General features: G+C 60.3%; 24 protein-coding genes and 1 tRNA gene. 11 read left to right on the top strand and 14 right to left on the bottom strand.

The features are described from left to right. Positions 1-27 precede the first annotated feature (27 nt). Positions 28-1,131, top strand: coding sequence for an anhydro-N-acetylmuramic acid kinase (locus BV911_RS13195; RefSeq protein WP_086054089.1), 1,104 nt, complete (start codon positions 28-30; stop codon positions 1,129-1,131). Positions 1,132-1,156: 25 nt separating this feature from the next. On the opposite strand, the gene BV911_RS13190 is transcribed toward BV911_RS13195, so the two are convergent. Together BV911_RS13190 and BV911_RS13185 are read right to left on the bottom strand one after the other, a co-directional pair. After that, positions 1,157-1,230 (bottom strand) — tRNA-Gly (locus BV911_RS13190). Positions 1,231-1,361: 131 nt separating this feature from the next. Further along, positions 1,362-2,072 (bottom strand): hypothetical protein, encoded by a 711-nt coding sequence (locus tag BV911_RS13185; RefSeq protein WP_086054088.1) that lies wholly within the window; start codon positions 2,070-2,072, stop codon positions 1,362-1,364. Positions 2,073-2,329: 257 nt separating this feature from the next. Here BV911_RS13185 and BV911_RS20235 point away from each other — a divergent pair, with 257 nt between their 5' ends. The 3 genes from BV911_RS20235 to BV911_RS13175 all read left to right on the top strand — a co-directional run bounded on the left by BV911_RS20235 (position 2,330) and on the right by BV911_RS13175 (position 4,455). Further along, on the top strand, positions 2,330-2,455 hold the full coding sequence (locus BV911_RS20235) for a hypothetical protein (protein ID WP_256388259.1): 126 nt from the start codon (positions 2,330-2,332) through the stop codon (positions 2,453-2,455). 146 nt (positions 2,456-2,601) lie between these two features. Continuing rightward, on the top strand, positions 2,602-3,726 hold the full coding sequence (locus tag BV911_RS13180) for a Ppx/GppA phosphatase family protein (protein WP_086054087.1): 1,125 nt from the start codon (positions 2,602-2,604) through the stop codon (positions 3,724-3,726). A 3-nt stretch (positions 3,727-3,729) separates the two neighbouring features. Beyond that, the gene (locus tag BV911_RS13175; RefSeq protein WP_086054086.1) at positions 3,730-4,455 is read left to right on the top strand and encodes an RlmE family RNA methyltransferase; all 726 of its coding nucleotides are present in this window, start codon (positions 3,730-3,732) and stop codon (positions 4,453-4,455) included. Positions 4,456-4,464: 9 nt separating this feature from the next. Here the strand turns inward: BV911_RS13175 and BV911_RS13170 are convergent, their stop codons facing one another. Beyond that, complete coding sequence (locus BV911_RS13170) at positions 4,465-5,640, bottom strand: HupE/UreJ family protein (RefSeq protein WP_240512245.1); 1,176 nt, start codon at positions 5,638-5,640, stop codon at positions 4,465-4,467. 2 nt (positions 5,641-5,642) lie between these two features. Here BV911_RS13170 and BV911_RS13165 point away from each other — a divergent pair, with 2 nt between their 5' ends. Beyond that, positions 5,643-6,452, top strand: coding sequence for a DUF4198 domain-containing protein (locus BV911_RS13165; RefSeq protein WP_086054085.1), 810 nt, complete (start codon positions 5,643-5,645; stop codon positions 6,450-6,452). Positions 6,453-6,465: 13 nt separating this feature from the next. On the opposite strand, the gene BV911_RS13160 is transcribed toward BV911_RS13165, so the two are convergent. The 8 genes from BV911_RS13160 to BV911_RS13125 all read right to left on the bottom strand — a co-directional run bounded on the left by BV911_RS13160 (position 6,466) and on the right by BV911_RS13125 (position 14,854). Continuing rightward, on the bottom strand, positions 6,466-7,119 hold the full coding sequence (locus BV911_RS13160) for a class I SAM-dependent methyltransferase (protein WP_086054084.1): 654 nt from the start codon (positions 7,117-7,119) through the stop codon (positions 6,466-6,468). A gap of 3 nt (positions 7,120-7,122) precedes the next feature. After that, a complete protein-coding gene (locus BV911_RS13155) occupies positions 7,123-8,352 on the bottom strand; it encodes a DUF3419 family protein (protein ID WP_086054083.1) in 1,230 nt (409 codons plus the stop codon). Positions 8,353-8,378: 26 nt separating this feature from the next. Beyond that, the gene (locus BV911_RS13150; protein ID WP_240512244.1) at positions 8,379-9,251 is read right to left on the bottom strand and encodes a UDP-2,3-diacylglucosamine diphosphatase; all 873 of its coding nucleotides are present in this window, start codon (positions 9,249-9,251) and stop codon (positions 8,379-8,381) included. Between the two features lie 180 nt (positions 9,252-9,431). After that, positions 9,432-10,640: a glycerophosphodiester phosphodiesterase family protein gene (locus BV911_RS13145; RefSeq protein ID WP_086054082.1), complete on the bottom strand. Its 1,209-nt coding sequence runs from the start codon at positions 10,638-10,640 to the stop codon at positions 9,432-9,434. A gap of 128 nt (positions 10,641-10,768) precedes the next feature. Continuing rightward, entirely contained in the window at positions 10,769-12,487 is a 1,719-nt protein-coding gene (gene metG / locus BV911_RS13140; protein WP_086054081.1) for a methionine--tRNA ligase, read from the bottom strand. Between the two features lie 164 nt (positions 12,488-12,651). After that, the gene (locus BV911_RS13135; protein WP_086054080.1) at positions 12,652-13,164 is read right to left on the bottom strand and encodes a hypothetical protein; all 513 of its coding nucleotides are present in this window, start codon (positions 13,162-13,164) and stop codon (positions 12,652-12,654) included. Between the two features lie 442 nt (positions 13,165-13,606). After that, positions 13,607-14,182, bottom strand: a complete 576-nt coding sequence (locus tag BV911_RS13130; protein WP_086054079.1) for a YceI family protein — start codon at positions 14,180-14,182, stop codon at positions 13,607-13,609. A 66-nt stretch (positions 14,183-14,248) separates the two neighbouring features. Beyond that, positions 14,249-14,854: an ImuA family protein gene (locus tag BV911_RS13125; protein ID WP_086054078.1), complete on the bottom strand. Its 606-nt coding sequence runs from the start codon at positions 14,852-14,854 to the stop codon at positions 14,249-14,251. Positions 14,855-14,999: 145 nt separating this feature from the next. Between BV911_RS13125 and BV911_RS13120 the strand changes: the two genes are divergently transcribed. Beyond that, positions 15,000-16,043, top strand: coding sequence for an aldo/keto reductase (locus BV911_RS13120; RefSeq protein ID WP_086054077.1), 1,044 nt, complete (start codon positions 15,000-15,002; stop codon positions 16,041-16,043). On the opposite strand, the gene BV911_RS13115 is transcribed toward BV911_RS13120, so the two are convergent. Continuing rightward, positions 16,040-16,723, bottom strand: a complete 684-nt coding sequence (locus BV911_RS13115; protein ID WP_086054076.1) for an NUDIX hydrolase — start codon at positions 16,721-16,723, stop codon at positions 16,040-16,042. The two genes, BV911_RS13120 and BV911_RS13115, sit on opposite strands and share 4 nt — an antisense overlap. A 60-nt stretch (positions 16,724-16,783) precedes the next feature. Beyond that, a complete protein-coding gene (locus BV911_RS13110; protein ID WP_086054075.1) occupies positions 16,784-17,188 on the bottom strand; it encodes a DUF983 domain-containing protein in 405 nt (134 codons plus the stop codon). A gap of 199 nt (positions 17,189-17,387) precedes the next feature. Between BV911_RS13110 and BV911_RS13105 the strand changes: the two genes are divergently transcribed. The 4 genes from BV911_RS13105 to BV911_RS13090 are packed head-to-tail and all read left to right on the top strand — an operon-like array spanning position 17,388 to position 19,458. Next, positions 17,388-17,915 carry an EF-hand domain-containing protein gene (locus BV911_RS13105; RefSeq protein ID WP_086054074.1) on the top strand — a complete coding sequence of 176 codons (528 nt, stop codon included), beginning with the start codon at positions 17,388-17,390 and terminating at the stop codon, positions 17,913-17,915. Between the two features lie 56 nt (positions 17,916-17,971). Further along, positions 17,972-18,556, top strand: coding sequence for an RNA polymerase sigma factor (locus BV911_RS13100; protein WP_086054114.1), 585 nt, complete (start codon positions 17,972-17,974; stop codon positions 18,554-18,556). Next, positions 18,549-18,938 carry a hypothetical protein gene (locus tag BV911_RS13095; protein ID WP_086054073.1) on the top strand — a complete coding sequence of 130 codons (390 nt, stop codon included), beginning with the start codon at positions 18,549-18,551 and terminating at the stop codon, positions 18,936-18,938. The genes BV911_RS13100 and BV911_RS13095 overlap by 8 nt, the downstream gene beginning before the upstream one ends. 4 nt (positions 18,939-18,942) lie before the next feature. Beyond that, the gene (locus tag BV911_RS13090) at positions 18,943-19,458 is read left to right on the top strand and encodes a periplasmic heavy metal sensor (protein ID WP_086054072.1); all 516 of its coding nucleotides are present in this window, start codon (positions 18,943-18,945) and stop codon (positions 19,456-19,458) included. A gap of 84 nt (positions 19,459-19,542) precedes the next feature. On the opposite strand, the gene BV911_RS13085 is transcribed toward BV911_RS13090, so the two are convergent. Further along, positions 19,543-20,949: a diguanylate cyclase gene (locus BV911_RS13085; RefSeq protein ID WP_086054071.1), complete on the bottom strand. Its 1,407-nt coding sequence runs from the start codon at positions 20,947-20,949 to the stop codon at positions 19,543-19,545. A 458-nt stretch (positions 20,950-21,407) separates the two neighbouring features. Between BV911_RS13085 and BV911_RS13080 the strand changes: the two genes are divergently transcribed. Next, positions 21,408-21,686 (top strand): DUF3572 domain-containing protein, encoded by a 279-nt coding sequence (locus BV911_RS13080; RefSeq protein WP_168184072.1) that lies wholly within the window; start codon positions 21,408-21,410, stop codon positions 21,684-21,686. Positions 21,687-21,724: the final 38 nt, after the last annotated feature.

Here is a 21,724-nt window from a genome sequence, read left to right as displayed (position 1 = left end):
GGGGCAAGACCTGTGAAGGAAAAGACCATGTTGCGACAGCGTGCCGAAGCGGGTCCGATCTGGGCTCTGGGATCCATGTCGGGAACGTCATTGGACGGGGTCGATGCGGCTATGATTCTGACCGATGGGGTGCAGATCACCGATTTTGGCGCCACCGGGTATCGCGCTTATACCGAGGCAGAGCGCGCCGTGCTGCGGGCCGGGCTTGGACGATGGCCGGGCGAGCCTGCGGTTGCGGCGGCGGCCGAGGTGGTTGATCGCGCCCATCTTGCACTTTTGTCCGGGTTTGACGGGGCCGACCTTGTTGGCTTTCACGGTCAGACGTTGGCGCATGAGCCTGCAATGCGCGGCACACATCAGGCGGGCGAAGGCGCCAAACTGGCCCAAGGGTTGGGGCTGCCGGTGGCGTGGGATTTCCGCAGTGCAGATGTGGCTGCGGGCGGGCAGGGCGCGCCGTTGGCTCCGGTCTTTCACTTCGCGCTGGCGCAGCGGATCGGCGCGACAGCTCCCGTGGTGTTCCTCAATCTTGGCGGCGTCGGAAACTTAACTTGGATTGATCCGGAGAAGACGTCACCATTTGATCCCGGTGCGATGCTGGCCTTTGATACCGGTCCAGCCAACGCGCCGATCAATGACCTGATGCGCCGACGGTTCGGGGTGGATCTGGATATAGACGGGGCCTTGGCTGCTGCGGGTATTGCTGACGACCGGGTGCTGGCACGGTTCGCGGCCCACCCGTATTTCGATCAGCCTGCGCCGAAAAGCCTTGACCGCGATGCGTTTGCGCAACTGACCGCCGATGTCGCTACGCTGCCAGATGCTTGCGCGGCCGCGACCCTTGCTCATGCGGCTGTGATCGGGGTCGCGCGCGGTCTCCAGCTGTGCCCGGCTCCGGCAGTTCGGGTGCTTGTGACCGGCGGAGGGCGGCGCAATCCCGTTATTATGCGCGACCTCGCGCAGACGCTTGGCTGTTCGGTCGCGCCAGTCGAAGATGTCGGCCTTGATGGGGATATGCTTGAGGCGCAGGCTTTCGGATTTTTGGCGGTCCGATGTCTGCGCGGCTTGCCGATCTCAGGCCCGTCGACGACAGCTGTGTCTGTAGCCCTGACAGGGGGGCAGATCGCGGATTGATGCCCTGAGCGGAGAGATAGGGTGTTGGAGCGGGTGAAGGGAATCGAACCCTCGTATTCAGCTTGGGAAGCTGCTGCTCTACCATTGAGCTACACCCGCGACCGTGCTTGGCAATAGCCAAGGTGCTTGCTGCGGTCAAGGACGATTGCTTGCAATCGGCCGGACAAAGAAAAAGGCGCGCCGTGATGGCGCGCCCAAATTGCAAAGGCCGAGTACGTGTGGCCCGAGGTTCAGGCAGTCTTGCGCCGACGGGCTGCAACACCGCCACCCAAAAGCACCGTGCCCAGCAACAAGCCAGCGGCAGGCAGAGGCACCGGCGCAGGAACGGGGGCTACGCCAGCATAGACCGACCCGACCGAGTTGGATGCAGCTGGATCAATGCCGCTCATCAACATGGTCAGAGAATTGACCGAGGTCAGGTCAACGCCATTTGAAAAGCTGGAAAACAGAAAAGCCACCGGGGAGGCCGACGAGATATCGGTATTAAAGGCGTATGTTGCCATTCCGCTGACGCCGTTCGTGTCGACAGCGCTAAATGTCAGCGCCCCGGACCCACGTGAAAACACAATGCTGGTGATCAAGGCATCATTGCTGCCGCCATCGGTCAAATCGATGCCGCCCAGGCCAGTTGATCCCATACCATCCCAGGTCACGGATCCCGAACCGGTGACGCCACGGGTGTTGGACAGATCAATGCTGCCTTCACCGTCGACAACTTGCAGGATCGAACCAAAATACGCGGTCGCACTCGAGACGACACTGATGTCACGATATCCGCCGATGACCGGGGCTTCGACTTCGCTCTGATCCGAAACGAAGCCAGGGATTGGTTTGTACGCGACAATCTGTTCGGCGTTAAAGGCGTCGATCAGAACAGGCGCGGCCTGTGCGGCGGAAGAAAGGCCAGAGAACACGGCGATGGCAACAATCAACTTTTTCATACGTTAAGCACCTTTAAAATGAAACTGGTCACCAAGTCAGCGGTGCCCTTAAGTACGTGGTCGCGGCATTCAAACGGTTAGCGAAATGACGTGACGTGATTCTTCGTCTTGACGTTAAGTTTGTTGTTATCGATTTAGCCGTAATATTTGCATCAAACAAGAGTTGTTAACGAATTGGAGGCAAACTTTGGCGCGTTTGGCAAAGAATCGCCTCAATCGATTTAGTGGCGCCTTTTCAATAGGCAGGCGATGGGCGAATGCAGCATATCAACCTGGCCCAAATATCTGTGCTTGAGGATGAAGTCGCCATGCATCTGGATGTGATGCGCCCGCCCTGTGATCTGCTGACGCGGAGTCTTTGGGATGATCGCCTCGACGCATAGGTGCCGTAATAAGGTGGGCGGCGACCGGGTCTAACCTCTGCGATCAGTACTGATCTCACGCGTTTGGAACCGAGAAGTGACCTGTGAACGCTTGCGTTGCAGAACTGTCACGTCTACCTTGTCCATAACCACAAATGGAGGGCGTTATGACGCCCAGGCGTTCCGGGCTGGTCGAGACGCTGCCGATACATGGTGTTCGTTCCCCCCAGCCTGCCAACCCAGATGAGCTGTATGCGGCGCTCGATCTGGGCACAAATAGTTGCCGTATGTTGATTGCCCGTGCCGAGGGAGATCATCTGCGCATCGTTGACAGCTTCTCAAAGGCTGTTCAATTGGGAACCGGACTGGAAAGTTCCGGATCGCTTTCGCGTGTCGCGGTCCGACGCACGGTTCAAGCCTTGCGCGTTTGCAGCCGTAAACTTGATCAACACCGGGTTAAGCGGATGCGGCTTGTCGCGACCGAAGCCTGCCGGAGGGCCCGCAACGGCCCGGCCTTCATCGCACAGGTTCAACGCGAAACCGGCTTAAAGCTGGAAGTGATCTCGCCCGAGGAAGAAGCCCGCCTTGCAGTAGTTAGCTGCGGACCACTGGTGCATCGGTCTGCCGAACAGTTGCTGGTGGTCGATATCGGCGGCGGTTCGACCGAACTGGTTTGGATCGATCTGTCTCAGGTCGCGCCGGAGGAACGCTCGGCGGCCATTCTGGCGATGCATGGGCGGCCGTTCTCAGAACCAGGCCGCCGTGGCGCAAAGGTTGTGGACTGGATTTCGGTGCCGCTGGGCGTTGCCACCTTGCGGGACCGGTTCATCGACGTCGAAGACGATGCGGGACGGTTCGCGCTGATGAGCTGGTTCTTTGAAGAAAACCTTGCCAGCTTCACCCCCTATGATCTGTTGCACGAGCGTAGCGGTTTTCAGATTGTCGGGACCAGCGGCACCGTCACGACCGTGGCTGCGTCGCATCTGGGGTTGCGCCGGTATGACCGGGCTTTGGTGGACGGGATGGAGTTAAGCTCGGATCAGATCGACACAGTGATCCATGAATATTTACGACTGGGCCCGGAAGGGCGGCGGACCGATCCGCGGATTGGACGGGATCGGCATACGCTGATCATGCCGGGCGCGGCGATCTTGCAGGCCCTGCTCAGGCTGTGGCCTACCGACCGGCTGTCCGTGGCCGACCGGGGGCTGCGCGAAGGGCTGCTTTATGCTCAGATGTCTGCTGACGGATTGTTCGGCAGTGACACGTTTCAAAATCAGAAAGGCGGCTGAGTTATGGCCAAACCGACCAGTGGTCGCGGTGCGCGCGACTTGCGTGTGAAAGTCAAAACGGCGCGGGGGCGGAAGCTGTCTTCGACCCTGTGGCTTGAGCGTCAGCTTAACGATCCCTATGTCGCCCGGGCGCGGGCCGAGGGGTTTCGCGGCCGCGCGGCCTTCAAGATCTCTGAACTGGACGACAAGTTCCGGTTTCTGGTGCCCGGCGCCCGGGTTCTGGATCTTGGCTGCGCCCCGGGGGGCTGGTGCCAGATCGCCGTGGACCGGGTCAATGCGCTTGGGACCAAGGGCGGCAAGGCGCGCGGGCGGGTTGTCGGCCTCGACTTGCAAGAGGTCGAGCCGATTGCAGGGGCGGAAATTCACGTGCTGGATTTCTTGTCAGACGGTGCTGATGATGTTGTGAAAGGCTGGCTGGACGGGCCTGCCGATGTCGTGATGTCGGACATGGCTGCCGCCAGTTCCGGGCACAAACAGACCGACCACATCCGCATCATTGCCCTCTGCGAGGCCGCGGCCTATTTGGCCTTTGATGTCTTGGCCGAGAACGGCACGTTCGTCGCCAAAGTTTTGGCGGGTGGGGCCGAGGGCGAGTTGCAAAAGCTGCTGAAACTGCGGTTTAAATCCGTGGCCAATGTCAAACCCAACGCAAGTCGGTCGGACAGCTCTGAAAAGTTCGTGGTTGCCCGTGGCTTCAAGGGCATCTCGCCTGACGAGGCCGACGCCTGATCCGGTGGGTCAGGCGATCTGACCCACTATCCGCTCCACGAACCAATAAACGCCCACCAAGCCGATCATCACCGACGCCGGAATGGCGATACGGGTCCGGTACCATGGTTTCTGGCCAAACCAAGCGCCGATCAGCCCGTAGGCCAGCAAGATGACGGACAGTTGCCCAATCTCGACGCCGATATTGAAGGCCAGAAGGCTGCGCAGGGCATGGCCGGATGACAGGCCAATGTCGCCCAGAACCGATGCGAAGCCCAAGCCGTGCAGCAGTCCAAATGCGAAGACGACAAATGTGCGCCACGGGGTGATCTGTTTTAAGGTGATGTTTTCGAACGCGATATAGGCGATTGATAAGGCAATCAGCGGCTCGACGATCCCGGACGGCACCGACACGACCCCAAAGATCGCCAGAGCCAGCGTTACCGTATGCGCTGCGGTAAACGCGGTAATTTGCACCAAAAGCGGGCGCAGCTTGGTCGAAAAGAAGAACAGCCCAAGCACGAACAGAATATGATCGGTGCCTTTCGGGATGATATGCTCAAAGCCCAACACGAGATAGCGCAGGAAGCTGCTTGTCGCCGAGGTCGGGGCCGCTTGGGCGCCGCGCGGGATCGGATCACTGGCAGCGCCCGATGTCAGATACGCGGTATAGCCCTCTGGTCCTGCTCCGATCTGGCGCAGAACGATGGGCCCGAGGTCCGCGTCCCATGCAAAGGTCACGGCGGCGTCGCCGGGCGGTAAGGCCGCAGAGATCGACAACAGTGAGTCCCGTGGCAGGTCTCGGGCGATGTCTGCGGGCACATCCACGCCCGTCAGCGACAATGGCAGTCGCACACCGCCGCTTTCTAGTGTGATCTTGCCTGACAGGCGCGGCCAATCCTTGCGCACAAGTGCCGCCAAATCCGGGGCAGACAGGGCGCGAAGCTGGTCATATTGGGCGGCCTGAGGGGCGTCGTTCGTATCGGTGATCCCGTCCAGATCGATCTCGGCTAGCGGTGCTTCGAGGGGCAGGGTGATGCTCAGTTGCGCCCGGGTTTGCCCGATGTCCAGATCGGCAATGGCGGGGCGGGTTTCATGCGCCTGTGCGGCAGTCGCGAACACCAAGATCAGGATTAGCGCCATCGCGGCGCTTGACTTCCCGCGCAACAGGCGCAGCCTTGTGGTGACCTCATTCCAATGGATCATCCATGCCCCTTTTCCATGCTGCCGCCGTCATCTTGTCCATTGCGGCCAGTTCTCTGCCCGCACACGCGCATGAGTTTTGGATCTCACCTGATTCGTATCAGATTGCCTCAGGGGAACAAGTCACCGCGCATTTGAGGGTCGGACAAAACTTTGACGGGACCAGCCATTCTTACCTGCCCGCAAACTTTGCGCGGTTCGAGGCGGGGTCGCCCGATGCGCTTGGTCCGGTTGCAGGCCGATTGGGCGACCGTCCGGCGCTGTCGATGCCATCCGGGGCGGATGGTCTGTTGCTGATTGTGCATGAGACGGCAGACAATCGTGTGACCTATGCCAATTGGGATCTGTTCGCCGGGTTTGTAGCCCAGCACGACCTTGGCGATGCCGTCGCCCAGCACAAAGTGCGCGGTATTCCCGAGACCGGCTTCCTCGAGGCATACCGCCGCTATGCCAAATCCCTGATTGCGGTCGGTGACGGCGTAGGGGCGGACGGTCAGGTTGGTCTGGAGGTCGAAATTGTGGCCGAGACCAACCCCTATACCAAGCCTGCTGGCGCGCCGGTCACAGTGCGCCTGTTTGAGGGCGGCGTGCCGCGCGGCGATGCGCAGCTTGAAGTCTTTCAACGTCTGGGGCCCGATGTGACCTATACCACGTTGCGCACCGATGCCGAAGGACGGGTGGAAGTTCCGGTCGCCGCCGCAAGCGAGGTGCTGCTGAATTTCGTCGTGCTGCGGCCGGTGGCGTGGGATGCGGCGGAGAACGGTCCGGCGTGGCGATCGCTGTGGGCGTCTATGACCTTTGCGGTGCCGCAATGATCGAGCCGTGGCCTCAGGAGGGGAGGGTCAGCCGCCCTTGTACCGCGTAGTCGCGAAACGGATGGCTGATTGTGACCGCGCCGCCCATGTCCGCGCCGATCCGGCCTAGGACCTCTGGCAGGGTGCCGCGCGGTGCGACATGGAACTTCGCCAGCCACGCCAATAGCCCTGCATTGAACCAACGGGGCAGGCCGGTTTGCTGGCCGAAATCCACCACGGCCAGTTGCCCGCCCGGGGCCACCTTCGAGGCCGCCATGCTGAGGGCGGCTTGCCAGTCGGGGATCATCGACAGGCTGTACGACAGGAATACACGATCAAAGCGGGTCTGTCCGAACAGGGCGGCTGCATCAAAATCGCAGGCGTCGGCCTGTTGTAACTGGGTCCGCGCGCTCATGCCTGCCCGGGCGATATTTGTTCGTGCGGTGATCAGCATCTCGGACGATATGTCGAGGCCAAAGAGCCGTGCCGTCGGATAGCGTTGTCCCGTTTTGATCAGGTTTCGACCGGTGCCGCAGGCAACTTCCAAAACCGTGCCATTTTCGGGCGGGGTCAGGCTGTTGATCATCTCGTCGCGGCCCAGCAGATAGTATTTGCGCGTGGCATCATAGATCAGGCGTTGCTTGCGATAGATGCTGTCCATCAGGGCGCCTTGGGGCAGGTCGGCCATTGCTTAGTCCTTCATCTGGTACAGATGCAGCCCGCCATAAATCGCCGAGCGGTCTTGCTGCCAAAGCGCATGCGAGCGGTCTGGCTGATACGTCCAGCGGTCCAGCAGCGGGGCTGGCACGCGACCGGGCAGAATATCTGCGGCCCCGCCTGTGCGGAACAGCACCCGGGCACCGGGAGTGGCGGTTCGGGTGATCTCGGTCCACAGGTCGGTCAACTGTCGGTCGTTCATCCAGTCCTGCGCATCGAGCAGCACATAGGCCTGTTTGCTGGCCGGGGGCAGGTCGGCCAGAACGGCTGTCAGCGGGCGGTTGACGATGCTGGCGCGCGGCGCGTTCGCGCGGACCATGTCGAAATTGGCCGCCTCAAGATAGGGCGGGACCGGCCCGTTGCCATCGGCGCGATAGCCACGGTTGAAGGCGGCCCATGCGAAATAGTTCTCTGAGATCGGGAAATCGCAGATTAGCTTGCGGGTGCGCTCGCGCAGGACCGGCACGATATCGCCGCCGCCGTCCAGCGCCAACTTGTCGAATTGCGCTGGCGGTATGCCGAGCCCGAACAACGAGGCCCGCCGACGCGCGATCATTTTGACGATCCCACGATCGAACAGCGGCGCGATCTCGCGGTCAAAGAAATCCTGCTGCTCGGCCAGGGATTGGCACGCCAGCAATGGCCGGTAATCGACCCCGGCGATTCGTGAGACAACGTGCATCGTCGAGATGAACTGCCCCAGAACGCCAAAGCGATAGAGGCCCTTGCCAAACATGTTGACCCGGCGCGGCATCAGGCCTTGGCGCGCGTCCCACCACGCGCGACTGACCGGATCGAGGGCAGGGGCAACGTACCGGTCATACAGGGCGATGTTGGAAGGGCGGTTGGCATGGCCCAGCAGGTCATAGAAGGCGGCGTGGTCCGGCAAGGTCTGCGCCGCCACCAGTTTCAGACGCACCAGCGCCACATGGGCCGGGGACAGATCGACGGCAGTGACCGATGCCGGGTTTGCCGTCAGATACGACAACAGGTTGCAGCCGCCCGAAGAAATGCAGATCACGTTATCGCCCGGACCTAATTCCAGTCCCGCCATGTCGACGCAGGGGTCCTCCCAGATCTGGGCATAGACCAGACCAGTAAACAACTTGGAAAACAGTCTCTCCTGCGCGCCTGTGCGACTGAATAGCGGTTTTTGATGAACCGCGCCGCCAAGCTGGCCGCGTGCAAGATCTGTTTCGGTCATAGAAGGCCCTTTAACTATGCATAGATTCAATCGGTGGTTTCGGGGATCCCCTGCTGCTGCCCATCACCGGAGGGCTGCGCCCGCTCTTTCAGCTTCTGCCGGCGCCGGGCCCGCCGGGTCACCCGGGCCCAGTCGATCAGGCGCAGGGTCCCGTCTTGCTCTTCGACGATCGCGGTGCAGCTTTCCACCCAATCGCCGCAATTAACGTATAGGATGTCGTCGATGTGGCGCAGTTCCGCCTTGTGGATGTGGCCGCAGACGACGCCGTCAAATTCGCCACGCTTGGCCTCGTCGGCCAACACCGCCTCATAATCGCCGATAAAGTTGACCGCGCGCTTGATCTGTTGCTTGGCCCAGTTTGACAGGGACCAGAACTGGCCACCCCACAGCCGTCGGATCTGGTTGATCCAGGTGTTCAGCCACAGCACGAAATTATAGGCCCGGTCGCCCAGATGCGCGAGCCATTTGGCATTCACCACCACCACATCATATTGATCGCCGTGGGTAACCAGCAGGCGCAGACCGGCTGCGGTGACGTGTTCGTCCTTTTCCTTGACCTCGATCCCGCCGAAATGGGTGCCAAGATAATTGCGCATAACCTCATCATGGTTGCCCGGAACATAGATGATCGGAATGCCCTGATGCGCCTTGGTCAACAGTGCCTCAATGACATTGTTGTGCGATTGCGGCCAATGCCAGCCCCGGCGCAACCGCCATCCGTCGAAGATGTCACCGACGAGATAAATCTTTTCGGCATCATAGCGCCCCAGAAAATCCAGCAGCATCTCTGCTTGGCAGCCGCGGGCGCCAAGGTGAATGTCGGACAAGAATAGGGTCCGAAAGCGTGGGACGGGCAAAGGGTCGGTTTTGGTCATGACGCCATACATAAGGGGTCTCATCGCGCCTGACCCATGATCAACGCCGCACCGTATCAAATTGGAACGGTGCGATGCCGGGCTGGCCAGACGTGCAAGCCGGATACCGGCCTTTTGGCAGGAAATCGGCCCGGTGTCACGGCTTGTCGCGCATTGCAGACCCCAGCGCGCGGCTGGGGTCGCAGGTCTTATGCCCGCCTTAAATCACAGGCCCATGCAGTTAGCGTAATAGGTCACCGTGGAGTTCCAGTCGGTGAAGATGCCTTCGACGCCGACGTCTTGTGCCAGTACGTCAACCAGTTCGTACATCATGCCGTCCGAGGTGATGGCAGGGGCGATCGATTGGTAATACCAGCCTCCGCCAGTGGTCAGCGGACCCGAGCGTTCCAGCGACCAGGCGATCAGCTTCAGATCGGCCTCTTTGGCGGCAATCGCGTATTCGGACGGCACGATCTTGTTATCCGCGTCGAGCGTGACCATCATCCAGAGCGCAGGGGCGAGGTAGTTGACGCCCATGGCCTTGATCTCGGCGGGGGTCAGATCCCAGCTTTCAGGGTCCATGTTGTCATAATTTTCGTGGCCTTCGACCAGATAGACGGCTTGCGCGCCGAACTCTGGCTCTGCCTTGATCCAATAGAGCACGTCGTCCAGATTAAAGGACTGCAAGAAAACGTCCGACGCGGGGATGCCAGCGGCTTTGTACTCGTCCACCAACTTCTGTGCATAGTCTTCCTGCGTGAAGCCGTCGAACGGCATCTCGACCGAGGGGCCTTTCAGTTCCGGCGTGAACTTGGCTCCCAGCGATTTGAACAATTCGATGGATTCGGCATGGGTCATCAACGTGGTCGGCTCGACCGCATATAGGTCGGTGCGCCAGCCAGCGGTGGAGTCCATGTACGCCTCGACCGTGGTTGCTACGGAACTTGCTGCATCCATCTTTGGGGTCAGGGTCATGAATTCGTCGAGGGTGACCTCCGAGGTGCGGCACTCGGCTGTGGCCTTGTCATCACCCGACGCGGGGCTGAACGGCGTAACACAGGTCTCGGCCAGATCGGTGGCCAGAATGTTGGTGGTGGTGTGCAGGTCATTCTGGGCGTGACGGCAGACCAGTTCTTTGTCCTTGGTGAAGGTGACATCGCATTCCAGAATACCAGCGCCCATCCGTGCGGCGGCAACGTTGGCCTCAACCGTGTGCTCGGGGAACTGCATCTGCGCGCCGCGATGGCCGATGGAAAAATCGCTGCGCGTAAACGGACCCTCGGCGCAGGACAGAAGTTTGTCCTTCAGCGGGCCATCGGTCATCTTGTCGATTAGGTAATAGGGACGAGGGCCCATGGTCACGACATCGGCCAAAGCGGTGGTGGCGACAAGAGCCAGTGCTGACGCACTGACGAGGGTACGGTGAAAGGTCATGTTCAATCCTGCATGAAACGAGCGTCACGCGGATGTCTCACCCCGATGTGACGCCCGCATATGCAAGATGCGACATTTGTTTGAAGCTTATCTGCGGGCGGCAATCTGTTGCCGCCCGCAGATAAGCGTTACCCGCGTTGACCGGCGAACTGCTCTTGCCAGCCTTCGCGCTCTTCGTCCGTGATCTTGCGGAACAGAACGTCCGGCACGGTGAAGGGGGCACCGGCGGACAAGGCGGTGAGGGCGGCCGCGACATCTTCTGGCCAGTCGAGGCTCGCCAGCCCCATGGCTTGGCGCAGGGTTTCGCTGGCATTAGGAATGAACGGTTGCGACAGGGCCGCATAGAGACCGATCAAGTTCAGGGCCAGCCGTGTCACCGCAGCGGCGGCATCCGGGTCGGTCTTGTACAGGGTCCACGGGGCCGCATTTTGCAGATACTCATTGCCAACGACCCAAATCGCGCGCAATTCCGCTGCGGCCTTGCGGATGTCGATGGCATCCATATGGGCCTGATACTGCTGGACCCGCGCGGTGAGGTCTGCAACCAGCGCCGCCGCCTCGGGCGTATCCGCGCCGCCAGCAGGCACCGCTTCGCCAAATTTCGAGCGGCAGAATTTGGTGACCCGGCTGACGAAGTTGCCCAAAACATCCGCCAAATCCTTGTTCACGTTGGTTTGGAAATTCTCCCACGTGAATTCGGTATCGCTGCTTTCCGGGACGTGGCTGAGCAGCCACCAGCGCCAGTAATCGGCAGGCAGGATCGACAGCGCCTGATCCATAAAGACGCCGCGGCCCTGACTGGTGCTGAACTGACCGCCGTCATAGTTGAGGTAATTGAACGACTTGATGTAATCCACCAACTTCCACGGATCGCCCGATCCCATGATCGTCGCCGGGAAGCTGAGGGTGTGGAACGGCACATTGTCTTTGCCCATGAACTGGACATAGCGCACGTCTTCGGCGCCCTTGTCGGTGCGCCACCAGCGTTCCCATTCGCTGTCGGTCAGGTTACTGGCTTCGGCCCATTCAGCCGCGGATGCGATGTATTCGATTGGTGCATCGAACCAGACATAGAAGACTTTGCCTTCCATGCCGGGCCAATCCTCGGTGCCCTTCTTGACCGGCACACCCCAGTCCAGATCCCGGGTGATGCCGCGATCTTGCAAGCCATCGCCATCGTTGAGCCACTTTTTGGCAATGGAGGTGGTCAGGATCGGCCAGTCGGTTTTGGTGTCGATCCATGCCTCCAGATCGGGGCGCAACACCGATTGGCGAAGATAGAGATGCTTGGTCTCGCGCACTTCTAGATTGGTGGAGCCTGAGATCGCCGAGCGCGGATCGATCAGGTCGGTCGGATCCAACTGTTTGGTGCAGTTTTCGCATTGATCGCCGCGGGCGCGGTCGTAGCCACAGTTGGGGCAGGTGCCTTCGATATAGCGGTCGGGCAAGAACCGTCCGTCGGCATGGGAATAGACTTGGCGCTCGCTGACTTCGCGGATCAGGCCCTGATCGGCCAAGCGACCGGCAAAATATTGGGTCAGGCGGCGGTTTTGCGGGCTGGAGGACCGTCCGAAGTGATCGAAGGATAGGCAGAAGCCCTTGGCCAGATCGGCTTGCACGGCGTGCATCTCGGCGCAGTAGTCGGCGACCGGCTTTCCTGCCTTGGCCGCGGCCAGTTCCGCAGGTGTGCCGTGCTCGTCGGTTGAGCAAAGAAACAGAACCTCATTGCCACGCGCCCGGTGATAGCGGGCGTGGAGGTCTGCTGGCAGCTGACTGCCGACCAGATTTCCAAGATGCTTGATCCCGTTGATATAGGGAATCGCTGAAGTAATGAGGATACGTGCCATCGCGCCGCCTTGGTCTGAATTCGCCCTGCCTTACCGCAACGGATCATGAAGAACCAGTGCCCGGCGTGATCCGTCTCCGCGTGTCATGCGCGGCAAAAGAAAAAGCACCGGCGAACCGATGCTTTTCCATTTTTGAAACTGTCTGATCCGTTGGATCGGGCAGATTACTTCTTTTTGCGTGCAGCGACGGTGCCGCCAGCAACCAGGAGCGAACCCAGCAGCAGGCCAGCGGCCGGCAGCGGAACGGGTGCGACATCGGCAGGGCCGGTGGCGAATGCCAGGCTCAAAGTGATGTCGTCCTTGATGGCGTAGGAGAAGAGGAACTGTACCACGTCGCCTGCGGAGAAGTTTTCGCCAACAGAGAAGGCGTAACCGGATTGGCTTTCACCACTCCCGGAAATGGTCAGAGCCTGTGCATCGGCGCCGTTAACGCTGTACCGCACGCTGCCCACATCGGCACCGAAGTTGTTGCCGTTTGCGGTGATGGAGAAGTTATTGACCTTGAGGTCTTCCATTACGTTGAAGTTGTACTCAGCCGAGGTGCCGGGCATCAGAACTTCTGCAAACGCGTACGAGTTGTTTGCAAAAACGTCCTTGTTCACTGTTGCAGCCTGAGCTGCAAGCGGTGCGGAGATTGCGAAAGCTGCGGCGAAAAGTGCATTTTTCATGTAGGTCACTGCTTAACATCCTTTTAGTTAAGGCCGATCAAACCCGTCCGGAGCCCGTCGGCAAATCGATACTCTAGTTTGTATCACACCGGCAAAATTCGACCGCTGAGATCACTTATTAACGAATGTGTACATGTTTTCAGTCATCCATGCAATTGCCTTGTGGGGTTTTTCAGTGACCTTTTTCTTGTGTTGCACAGCGCCCACAGGGATCATCGCGGTGGGGTCGCGTGGTTAATTAACCCTGATAATTGAATGAGTTAGTGTTAACGAACCGCGACCGTCTATGCCTTGGCAAGCCGGGCAGTCACAGGCCGCGTTGCTCCGCCGCAGGGGGGGCACGCGCAAGTTGCCCGGTGGCGGGCGAACAGCATTGCGCATTTTAAAATTAATGATTCGAGTGCGCGGGCCGGGCCGAGTGGTCTGTCAATCCGAGTTGCCGGTTGGGCAATCAGTCGGCGCGTGTCAGCCGAACCAGAATGCGCAGGCTGACCGCATCGGCCACCGACTCGGCATAGCCGGTTGCGCCGAATGCGCTGCGGTTAAGCGTGCCGGTCAGAAGCACACTTAACCGGGACAGATCGCCGGTGTCTGTGCCTGTCTGGCGGTAAATCTGGGCGTCCAGAACCAGTGGCTGTGTGACGCCGCGAAGCGTGAGGGTCCCGGCAACTGTCGCGCCAGTCCCATGCGGGGTAAACCGGGTGCTATGAAAGACGATTGTTGGATAGGTCGCGGTGTCAAACACACTGGCACTTTTCAAGGCGTTGGTTGCGAAAATAACCCCGGCTTGGGTGCCGTCGGCGTTCAGGGACACCGTGGCAGTGGAATTTGAGATATTCTGAAGATCGAGTGTCAGCTTGGCGGTGTCGATCGGGATGGTGCCGGTGTTCGTTTGTCCCATCATCGAATAGCCAAACTGCACCTTGGATTTTTCGGCATCCAAAAGGTAGGCGCGCGGTTTTGCCCCTGCGGACGCCCCCGCGAACAGAGCCGCTATTGTCGCCAGTATGGTCAACGAAACCCGCATGATTGGATATATATAAGGTCGGCGCGGGATCGTTTACAGGGCAGGCGCCCCATTCGTTCGTGCGCGTTACTGCGGTGCCGGGATTGGATGCAGCACTTGCAAGATTTCCGGTGTCAGGGACCACATGCCGGGCGGCGCGCTGCGGGCGCGCCGACATTCCAGCCGCCATTCGGTGGTGTCCGGGCGATGGGTGGCGGACAAAGACCAGCGGCTGTCCACACCGGCGGCGCCGCCATTCCCCGGGGTTAACAGCAGTCCCAAAGGTGCTGTTGCGGCATGCCACGTGCCGGTTTGGGCGGCAAGATGCAGCCGACGCACGGGGGTCAGGGGCGGCGGTTCGGGAAGTTCCACCACCACCAACGTAGCGGCGCCTGAGCGCAGGCTTTCCTCGGCGGCCCACAACAGATCTTCGGCCCGACGCGGCGTGACGTCGATCAGCCGGCCGGGATCGATCCAAGGTTGCACCCCGTCGAAATGCAGGATTTCGGATTGCCACGAAGGGCGGATCCAGATGACCGGCCCGGTCAGCCGCGCCGCAATCATCATTCCCAGCGTCCAACGTGCCGGGCCGCAGATCTCGTGGGTCCGCCCCAATTGCAATGCCATGTCGGGGGTTACCCGCACTTGCGACTGCGGGTTGTACGCGCTGCGATGAAGGCGAATCTGGTCCATGCGCCAGCATTGCATGTTCATGTTGTGTTCTCAATGGCTGCGCTGCCGGCTGACGGCAAGGGCAAGCGCCCCATCGGGCAACTTCGCCTTGAGCACAGCCGCGCCTCGTCCTAGATCAACCGCAATCGATCATAAGGAAATGCAAATGCAATACAACACATTGGGACAATCGGACATTCTGGTATCGGAATTGTGCTTGGGCAGCATGACCTGGGGCACCCATACCCCGGAGGCAGACGCGCATCTTCAGATTGAGACCGCCCTCGCGCATGGCATCACCATGGTCGACACTGCCGAAATGTATCCGGTCGCCCCGGTTCTGGCCGAAACCGTTGGCATGACGGAAACCGTCATCGGGAATTGGATCGAGAAAAGCGGGCGGCGGAACGACATCGTCCTTGCCTCGAAAATTTGCGGCCCAAACGGCGGACATACCCGCGATGGTGAGGCGATCTCGGCTGACGCTATCCGCCGCGCGTTGGATGGATCGCTGAAGCGGCTGAAGACGGACGTCATCGACCTCTATCAACTGCACTGGCCAAACCGGGGGTCATATGCGTTTCGGCAGAACTGGACCTATGATCCGTCGGGCCAGAACCGGGCTGAAACGCGCGCACATATGGAAGACGTGCTGGGTGCGTTGCAGCGCGAGGTCGACGCCGGCCGGATCCGGCAGTTCGGTCTGTCCAATGAGTCGGCGTGGGGCACGATGGCATGGCTGGCCGCCGCTGACGCCGTTGGCGGGCCGCGGGTGCAGAGCATCCAGAATGAATATTCGTTGCTGTACCGGCTGTATGACACGGACATGGCCGAGGTGAGCGCCAATGAACAGGTCGGGCTGCTGGCCTATTCCCCGTTGGCGGCCGGGCTGTTGACCGGAAAATATCGCAATGGAGCCATCCCTGAGGGATCGCGCGCCACCTTTGCTGATACGCTGGGCGGACGCATGACACCGCGGTCAGATGCGGCCGTCGCGGCCTACCTGACCATCGCCGAACGCCATGGGCTTGACCCGATCCATATGGCGCTGGCCTTTTGCAAGGCTCGCCCATTCATGACCTCGGTGATCTTCGGGGCCACGACACAGGCGCAACTAGAGCATATTCTGGCGGGTGCAGACCTAATCCTGTCCGATGATGTTCTGACTGATCTCAACACCGCCCATCGTGACCACCCAATGCCCTACTAAACCGGGGCTTGACCGCCGATCCGTAGGAACAGGCTCTCTTCGTCGTCATTTCGAAAGAACGGGACGCTGGAGGGGGCCTCGCCCGACCGGATCAGATGCGCCACTTCGGACAGGACGACCTGTGTGATGAACGGCAGGTCAAAGTTTCGAACATCGGCCAGCGCGATCCATTGCAGGTTCGACAACTCGTCACTGGCGCGACTGAAATCATTGGTATCCCCACAAATCTGCTCGGCGGGGGCCACAAAGAACCGCGCGTCAAACCGGCGGGGCCGGCCCGGTGGGGTAATGGCGCGAAACACAAAGCGCAGATGTTCTCCGCAGGGGAGGTGACCCGTTGCCGCAAAGGTCGCCCAATCCGCAGGCGGGTCGGGCCACGTGCCGGGCTGACCCAAAATGAGTCCAGTCTCTTCCCAGAGTTCGCGAATAGCCGCCGCAATCAGGGCGGTGGACAGGTCCGACGGCGTGTCTTCCTGCAGGCGGTCAAGGCAAGCAGACGCGGGCAAGTTGGCCAACGGAACCGCCGCGTCACAGGCATCGACGGCCCCGCCTGGGAACACCACCTTGTTGGGCATGAACGCGGCCTTGGCGCCGCGCTGTCCCATCAGGATTTCAGGCGCGTCCGGATTGCGAAATAGGATAAGGGTAGCGGCGTCCCGGATCACGGGCTCAGTTGGCATTTTGACACCTGCGGGTTCGCGCTTGTTTCACAAAGACCGCAAAGCGCGGACAGCCCAAGATCAGACCTTTGCGGATGCGCTGCCAAATCCATGCATCCGCCGTGACCACTGGATGGCAACGATCATGCCCTTCATGCGCGGCAGCAAGGCAAGGGACAAGGCCACACAGCCCACCGAAAAGGTCAGCGCCAGTACCATCGGGTCGGGACGGTAGATGTTGAACACGGCCAGAATAAGCGGTGCCATCAGGTGCCCAACCACCAGAATGGTCAGATAGGCCGGGCCATCGTCGGCCCGATGATGGTGAAAATCCTCGCCACAGGCGGGACAGGACGGGCGGACCTTCAGCAAGCCTTCAAGAATACGGCCCTCGCCGCAATTGGGGCATCGACACCGCAGGCCGCGCAGGATGGCAGTCTTGATCGGGCGATCGTCGATCATTGCCGAATGAGACGAAGTGTGCATGGAGCCTCGCTGTAATTTTGTTCCCCAAGACTGGTCCTTTGCGGTGCCTCAGTCAATGTGGCTGCATGTCACCTCTGCCGCGCAGGTCTGCCACGGTGCCAATGTGACCTGATGAAAAATCTGCGACGGAAATCCGAACGGCCACCGTTCTATTTGTATCGTCGGATATGACGCCGACGGTGAGTGAACAAAATAGGACATGAAGCAAATGAAAGTCTCGACCGCGAAACTGACGATCCTCGGCATGGCAATGATGACGGCACTGGCGTTGCCGGTGATGGCCGAGACCAAAGACCGGAATGGGCCGCAATTCGGCGCGTTCGATACGAATGCCGATGGCCAAATCAGCGTCGAAGAAATGACGGCGCACCAGCAAGGCCGATTCAATGAGGTCGACACGAACGGTGACGGCAAGTTGTCGGCCCAAGAAATGGCGGCGCACCGTCAGAATGCCGAAATGCAGCACATGGAACGCCGTGCGGCACGTATGATTGAAGAAATGGACGCCGACGGCGACGCCATGCTGACGATGGAAGAGTTTTCCGCCAAAGGCAAAATGACGATGTTCGAACGGATCGACGTCAACAAAGATGGCGTGATCGATGCCGAGGAGTTTTCCAAGATGCAGCACAAAGGACCACGTGGCGGTCACAAGGATGGCAAGCAACGCGGGCAGCACGAACAGCACCAAAAGGATGGCATGCCCGACGAGAAGATCGACGGCTAAGCGGGTTTGACAGGACGGTCTGGATGTTCCGGGCCGTTCCTGTCACCTCTCAAGGGATGAAGATGGCATTCGACCAGACTGTTTCTGACCCTGATGCCGTTCTGCTTGCGCGCTATGCCGGGGGTGACCGGCACGCCTCGGCTGAATTGGTACAGCGTTTGACGCCCCGGATTCTGGGCCTTGCGCGCCGTCTGTTGCAGGATGGCGCCGAGGCCGAGGACGTGACGCAGGAGGCAATGCTGCGGTTGTGGCGGATTGCGCCAGACTGGGATCCGGGGCGTGCCCGGGTCTCAACGTGGCTCTATCGGGTGGCGTCGAACCTGTGCATCGACCGTCAACGGCGCAAGAAACCCGCCGAATTGGCCGAGGACTGGGAGGTCGCCGATCCAACGCCGGATGTGACCCACGTGATGCAAGGCCGCACGCGTGTCGCGGCGCTGGAAGATGCGCTGGCCCATCTGCCATTGCGCCAACGCCAAGCAGTGGTCTTGCGCCACTTGGACGGTCTTGCCAACCCGGAGATTGCCGAGATCATGGGCATCTCGGTGGAAGCGGTTGAAAGCCTGTCCGCACGAGGCAAACGGACACTAACCACGTTGTTGAGTGGACGAAAAGAAGAACTGGGGTTTGCAGATGACTGAACCGGAAAATCGCCTGACAGAGACCGATCTTGACCGGATGTTTCAGGCCGTCCGTGCTGAACCGGACGTGGTGCCGCTGGCCTTGATGGACCGGATTGCCCGCGATGCAAGCCGCGAGCAGGCCTTGCGGTCTGAGCCGGAGCCGTTACCGCGACCAAAGCCGCGTAGCTGGCGAGTTCCGTCGCTTTCGGCGGCGGTTCATCGGGCCATGCACCTGCTTTTGCCGGTCGGCTTGACCGCGTCGACGCTGATGGGAGTCTGGTTTGGTGGATGGGCGATGGACAATGGTCTGGTCTCGACCGACGCGCTGCTCGGGTCTGATCTGGCCTTCAATTTGGCATATCAGCTTCCGGCGCTGACTGATTATCTGGTGGGGTATTAACGCGATGGAAAAGACCAACAAAAGACGGGTTTGGAAAGCTGTGTTCGGCGTGTCTCTGGCACTGAACCTGATGATTTTGGGAACTGTCGTCGGAGTTTTCGCTCTACGCGGGCCGCAAGATACGCGGGATTTCCCGGGCGGTTTGGACCGTGGCACCTTCGGCCTGATTGCGATGTTGCCGCCAGAGGGCCGTGAAGCCTTTCGCGCCCAGATCATGGCCGAACACAAGGTGCCCCGCGATGAACGGCGGCGCTTGATCATGTCCGATCGTGCGGCGTTGATTGCGGAATTGGAACAGCCGGTGCCCTCGGCCGAACGGTTGCAGACCCTTTTGGCTGGCCCCCGGGAACGCAGCACACAGGCAAATGTACAGACGGAGCAGGCCCTGTCCGGCTTTCTGGCGGCTATGACTTTAGAGCAGCGGCTGGACTATGTACAACGCCTGTCCGAGATCAGCGATCACCCCCCCAAACGGGCGCATGATCGAGCCCCCGATCACAGGGATGGGAAGCGGCCGTAAACGGACGCAGGCCTGCGGGACCTACCGAACGGCAGCACCGGTCCGTTGGCCAATCGGCGCGGCCGAGGGATAGCCCGGATGAGGTTAGGCTGCGGGCCGGGCAAATGTGACCTGATCGCGCCCCTCTGACTTGGCAATGAATAGCGCGCGATCCGCTTGATCCATGAATGTTTCGGGCGAGGGGCGTGCCATGCCGCTTTTGCCATCGAAAAGTGCGACGCCGATGCTTAACGTGACCCGGACCAAGGTCTTGCGCTCGGATAAAGCAATCGGGCTGGACCTGATCAGTTCCCGTAAGTGTTGGGCCACGCTGCGCGCGGATGCAGCATCAGAATCCGCCAGTGCGATCAGGAATTCTTCACCCCCGATCCGGGCCACCAGATCCTGCGGCCGCAAGGTTTCTGACAGGTGGCTGGCCACATTGACCAGCACCGCATCGCCGGCAGCGTGGCCATAGGTGTCGTTCACCGCCTTGAACCGGTCCAAATCCAGAACCATCAAGGACAGGGCGCCACCAGTGGCCTGTGCACTGCTCAGCATGCGTTGCAGTCGGGGCAGGGCATATCGACGGTTGTAGAGCCCGGTCAAAGGGTCAAGCACCGCCAGTTGCATTCCGGCGTTCAGCGATTTTTGAAGATGATCGGAATAGCGCTTTTGTGCCATCTGAATATTCAACCGACAGGCGAGCTCCTGAGGCTGGAACCCGTTGATCATCACATCATCAGCCCCCAGATCGAGGGCCATCGCGGCGTCATCCTGAAGGGAACCCGTGTGATCATCATCGGGGTCGAGAATGATGATGGTTCGAGTGCCACTGCTATCAGTGCGGCAGCGCAGTTCGGATAACAGCCGCAGCCCTTCCCGGGCGCGTTTCAGGCGCGCCTTGATAACGTAAATATCTGGAGCGGAGTGTTCGGCAGACGGCGCCAAGGCCTCGTCTGCCGACATCAAACGGAAATCGTGCGGACTTGCGGCGCAAATTGGCGATAACCATGCCGCCCCGACCTGAGAGGACTGCGTGACAAGGGCGACACGACCGACCGTGCTGTAAGCGACGGCGTCTTCGAGTAGCCCTAGTTCCGCGATCCGCGCGCCACCGCTGCGGCGGTCGTGCAGACTATTGCGCTGCCGCAAAAACCGTCGCAGCGTCGCCATCAATAGATCATCATGCAGGGGCTTCGCGACAACATCCCAGGCCCCCGCATTCAATGCCGCAACGCGCATGGCGGCGTCGGGGGCTTTGGCCATCAGCAGAACCGGAACCGATGCGGGCAGGCGACCGGCCTGAATTTCCGCGCATAAGGTCAGGCTGGCCGCGAAATCTTCGTCCGCGTCGAGAATAACAATGTCTGGACACTGGAGCGCAATCCGGCGGCGCATATCCGCAAGGGACGTCGCCGGGATGACATCGTAACAGGCCGATGACAGCTTGCACCGCAGGATGATCCGGTTCGCGGCAATGCCGTCATAGATGAGAATCCGACCGGCCATGGCATTCTGCCCCAAGTTTATTGTAGTTAGGGTCGATCATTGGCACCAAGCGTTAAGAATTACCGAACGGGAGCCAAGATTTTACGTTGGTCTCGCTTCCGGCTTCGTTGGGGATGTTCGCGGATTTAAAAGGCCCAAGCTGATCGCCGACGTTCCGGCGCCGTTTCCAGATGTTTGGTTATAACCCGAACGGATTTCACGGCAGGGGAAAATTCTACAACAGACCGTAAACCTGTGACGTCGTAGGGTGAGCGGCGGTCGCGCTAGCCTATGCCTTCTGTTGCTGGCAGACATGAGTTTGGCTAAGCGTATGCACGGGTGTCGGTGAGGGGCATGATTTAAGTGGAAGTGCGTTGTCAGCGGCGCAAAAGGTGGTTGGAAGTGATGATGAGATCCTGTCTATATCGTGCCGAGGGCGCTGCGCCTTGCCGCTTGGAGCGAGGCCAATGACTCAGCCAATGCAAAGATCGGCAGCCGAAGCTGTCGCCTTGCAGGTCGTCGGCTGGATTGCGGGCCCGGGCGATCTTTTGGGAGTATTTCTTGGCACCAGTGGGCTGGCCCCTGACGATCTGAAGGCGGGGTTGGGGGATCCGCATCTCTTGGCGGCGGCGATGGATTTTTTGTTTCTGGACGACCAATGGGTCATTGAGTTCATGCAGCACGCGGAGGTGGCGCCAGAGGTGCTTCATGCGGCACGAGCCGGCCTTCCCGGTGGGGATACCCCAGTCTGGACCTGAGCCCTGTGCCGCATATGGCCCACCCATGATCTTCATTG

The sequence above is a fragment of the Pseudoruegeria sp. SK021 genome, assembly GCF_002119405.1.
Lineage (GTDB): Bacteria > Pseudomonadota > Alphaproteobacteria > Rhodobacterales > Rhodobacteraceae > Meridianimarinicoccus.
Note: the sequence above shows the minus strand (reverse complement) of the source record. Positions and strands in the feature narration are given on the sequence as shown.

What these genes read in the sequence shown, in the direction of transcription:
- BV911_RS13095 (WP_086054073.1), top strand. Translation starts at nt 18,549, where the DNA reads ATGACTGAACCGGAAAATCGCCTGACAGAGACCGATCTTGACCGGATG.
- BV911_RS13090 (WP_086054072.1), top strand. Translation starts at nt 18,943, where the DNA reads ATGGAAAAGACCAACAAAAGACGGGTTTGGAAAGCTGTGTTCGGCGTG.
- BV911_RS13145 (WP_086054082.1), bottom strand. Translation starts at nt 10,640, where the DNA reads ATGACCTTTCACCGTACCCTCGTCAGTGCGTCAGCACTGGCTCTTGTC.
- BV911_RS13100 (WP_086054114.1), top strand. Translation starts at nt 17,972, where the DNA reads ATGAAGATGGCATTCGACCAGACTGTTTCTGACCCTGATGCCGTTCTG.
- BV911_RS13080 (WP_168184072.1), top strand. Translation starts at nt 21,408, where the DNA reads ATGCAAAGATCGGCAGCCGAAGCTGTCGCCTTGCAGGTCGTCGGCTGG.
- BV911_RS13115 (WP_086054076.1), bottom strand. Translation starts at nt 16,723, where the DNA reads ATGCCAACTGAGCCCGTGATCCGGGACGCCGCTACCCTTATCCTATTT.
- BV911_RS13085 (WP_086054071.1), bottom strand. Translation starts at nt 20,949, where the DNA reads ATGGCCGGTCGGATTCTCATCTATGACGGCATTGCCGCGAACCGGATC.
- BV911_RS13110 (WP_086054075.1), bottom strand. Translation starts at nt 17,188, where the DNA reads ATGCACACTTCGTCTCATTCGGCAATGATCGACGATCGCCCGATCAAG.
- BV911_RS13170 (WP_240512245.1), bottom strand. Translation starts at nt 5,640, where the DNA reads ATGATCCATTGGAATGAGGTCACCACAAGGCTGCGCCTGTTGCGCGGG.
- BV911_RS13165 (WP_086054085.1), top strand. Translation starts at nt 5,643, where the DNA reads ATGCCCCTTTTCCATGCTGCCGCCGTCATCTTGTCCATTGCGGCCAGT.
- BV911_RS20235 (WP_256388259.1), top strand. Translation starts at nt 2,330, where the DNA reads ATGCAGCATATCAACCTGGCCCAAATATCTGTGCTTGAGGATGAAGTC.
- BV911_RS13195 (WP_086054089.1), top strand. Translation starts at nt 28, where the DNA reads ATGTTGCGACAGCGTGCCGAAGCGGGTCCGATCTGGGCTCTGGGATCC.
- BV911_RS13120 (WP_086054077.1), top strand. Translation starts at nt 15,000, where the DNA reads ATGCAATACAACACATTGGGACAATCGGACATTCTGGTATCGGAATTG.
- BV911_RS13185 (WP_086054088.1), bottom strand. Translation starts at nt 2,072, where the DNA reads ATGAAAAAGTTGATTGTTGCCATCGCCGTGTTCTCTGGCCTTTCTTCC.
- BV911_RS13160 (WP_086054084.1), bottom strand. Translation starts at nt 7,119, where the DNA reads ATGGCCGACCTGCCCCAAGGCGCCCTGATGGACAGCATCTATCGCAAG.
- BV911_RS13150 (WP_240512244.1), bottom strand. Translation starts at nt 9,251, where the DNA reads ATGAGACCCCTTATGTATGGCGTCATGACCAAAACCGACCCTTTGCCC.
- BV911_RS13180 (WP_086054087.1), top strand. Translation starts at nt 2,602, where the DNA reads ATGACGCCCAGGCGTTCCGGGCTGGTCGAGACGCTGCCGATACATGGT.
- BV911_RS13105 (WP_086054074.1), top strand. Translation starts at nt 17,388, where the DNA reads ATGAAGCAAATGAAAGTCTCGACCGCGAAACTGACGATCCTCGGCATG.
- metG (WP_086054081.1), bottom strand. Translation starts at nt 12,487, where the DNA reads ATGGCACGTATCCTCATTACTTCAGCGATTCCCTATATCAACGGGATC.
- BV911_RS13155 (WP_086054083.1), bottom strand. Translation starts at nt 8,352, where the DNA reads ATGACCGAAACAGATCTTGCACGCGGCCAGCTTGGCGGCGCGGTTCAT.
- BV911_RS13175 (WP_086054086.1), top strand. Translation starts at nt 3,730, where the DNA reads ATGGCCAAACCGACCAGTGGTCGCGGTGCGCGCGACTTGCGTGTGAAA.
- BV911_RS13130 (WP_086054079.1), bottom strand. Translation starts at nt 14,182, where the DNA reads ATGCGGGTTTCGTTGACCATACTGGCGACAATAGCGGCTCTGTTCGCG.
- BV911_RS13125 (WP_086054078.1), bottom strand. Translation starts at nt 14,854, where the DNA reads ATGGACCAGATTCGCCTTCATCGCAGCGCGTACAACCCGCAGTCGCAA.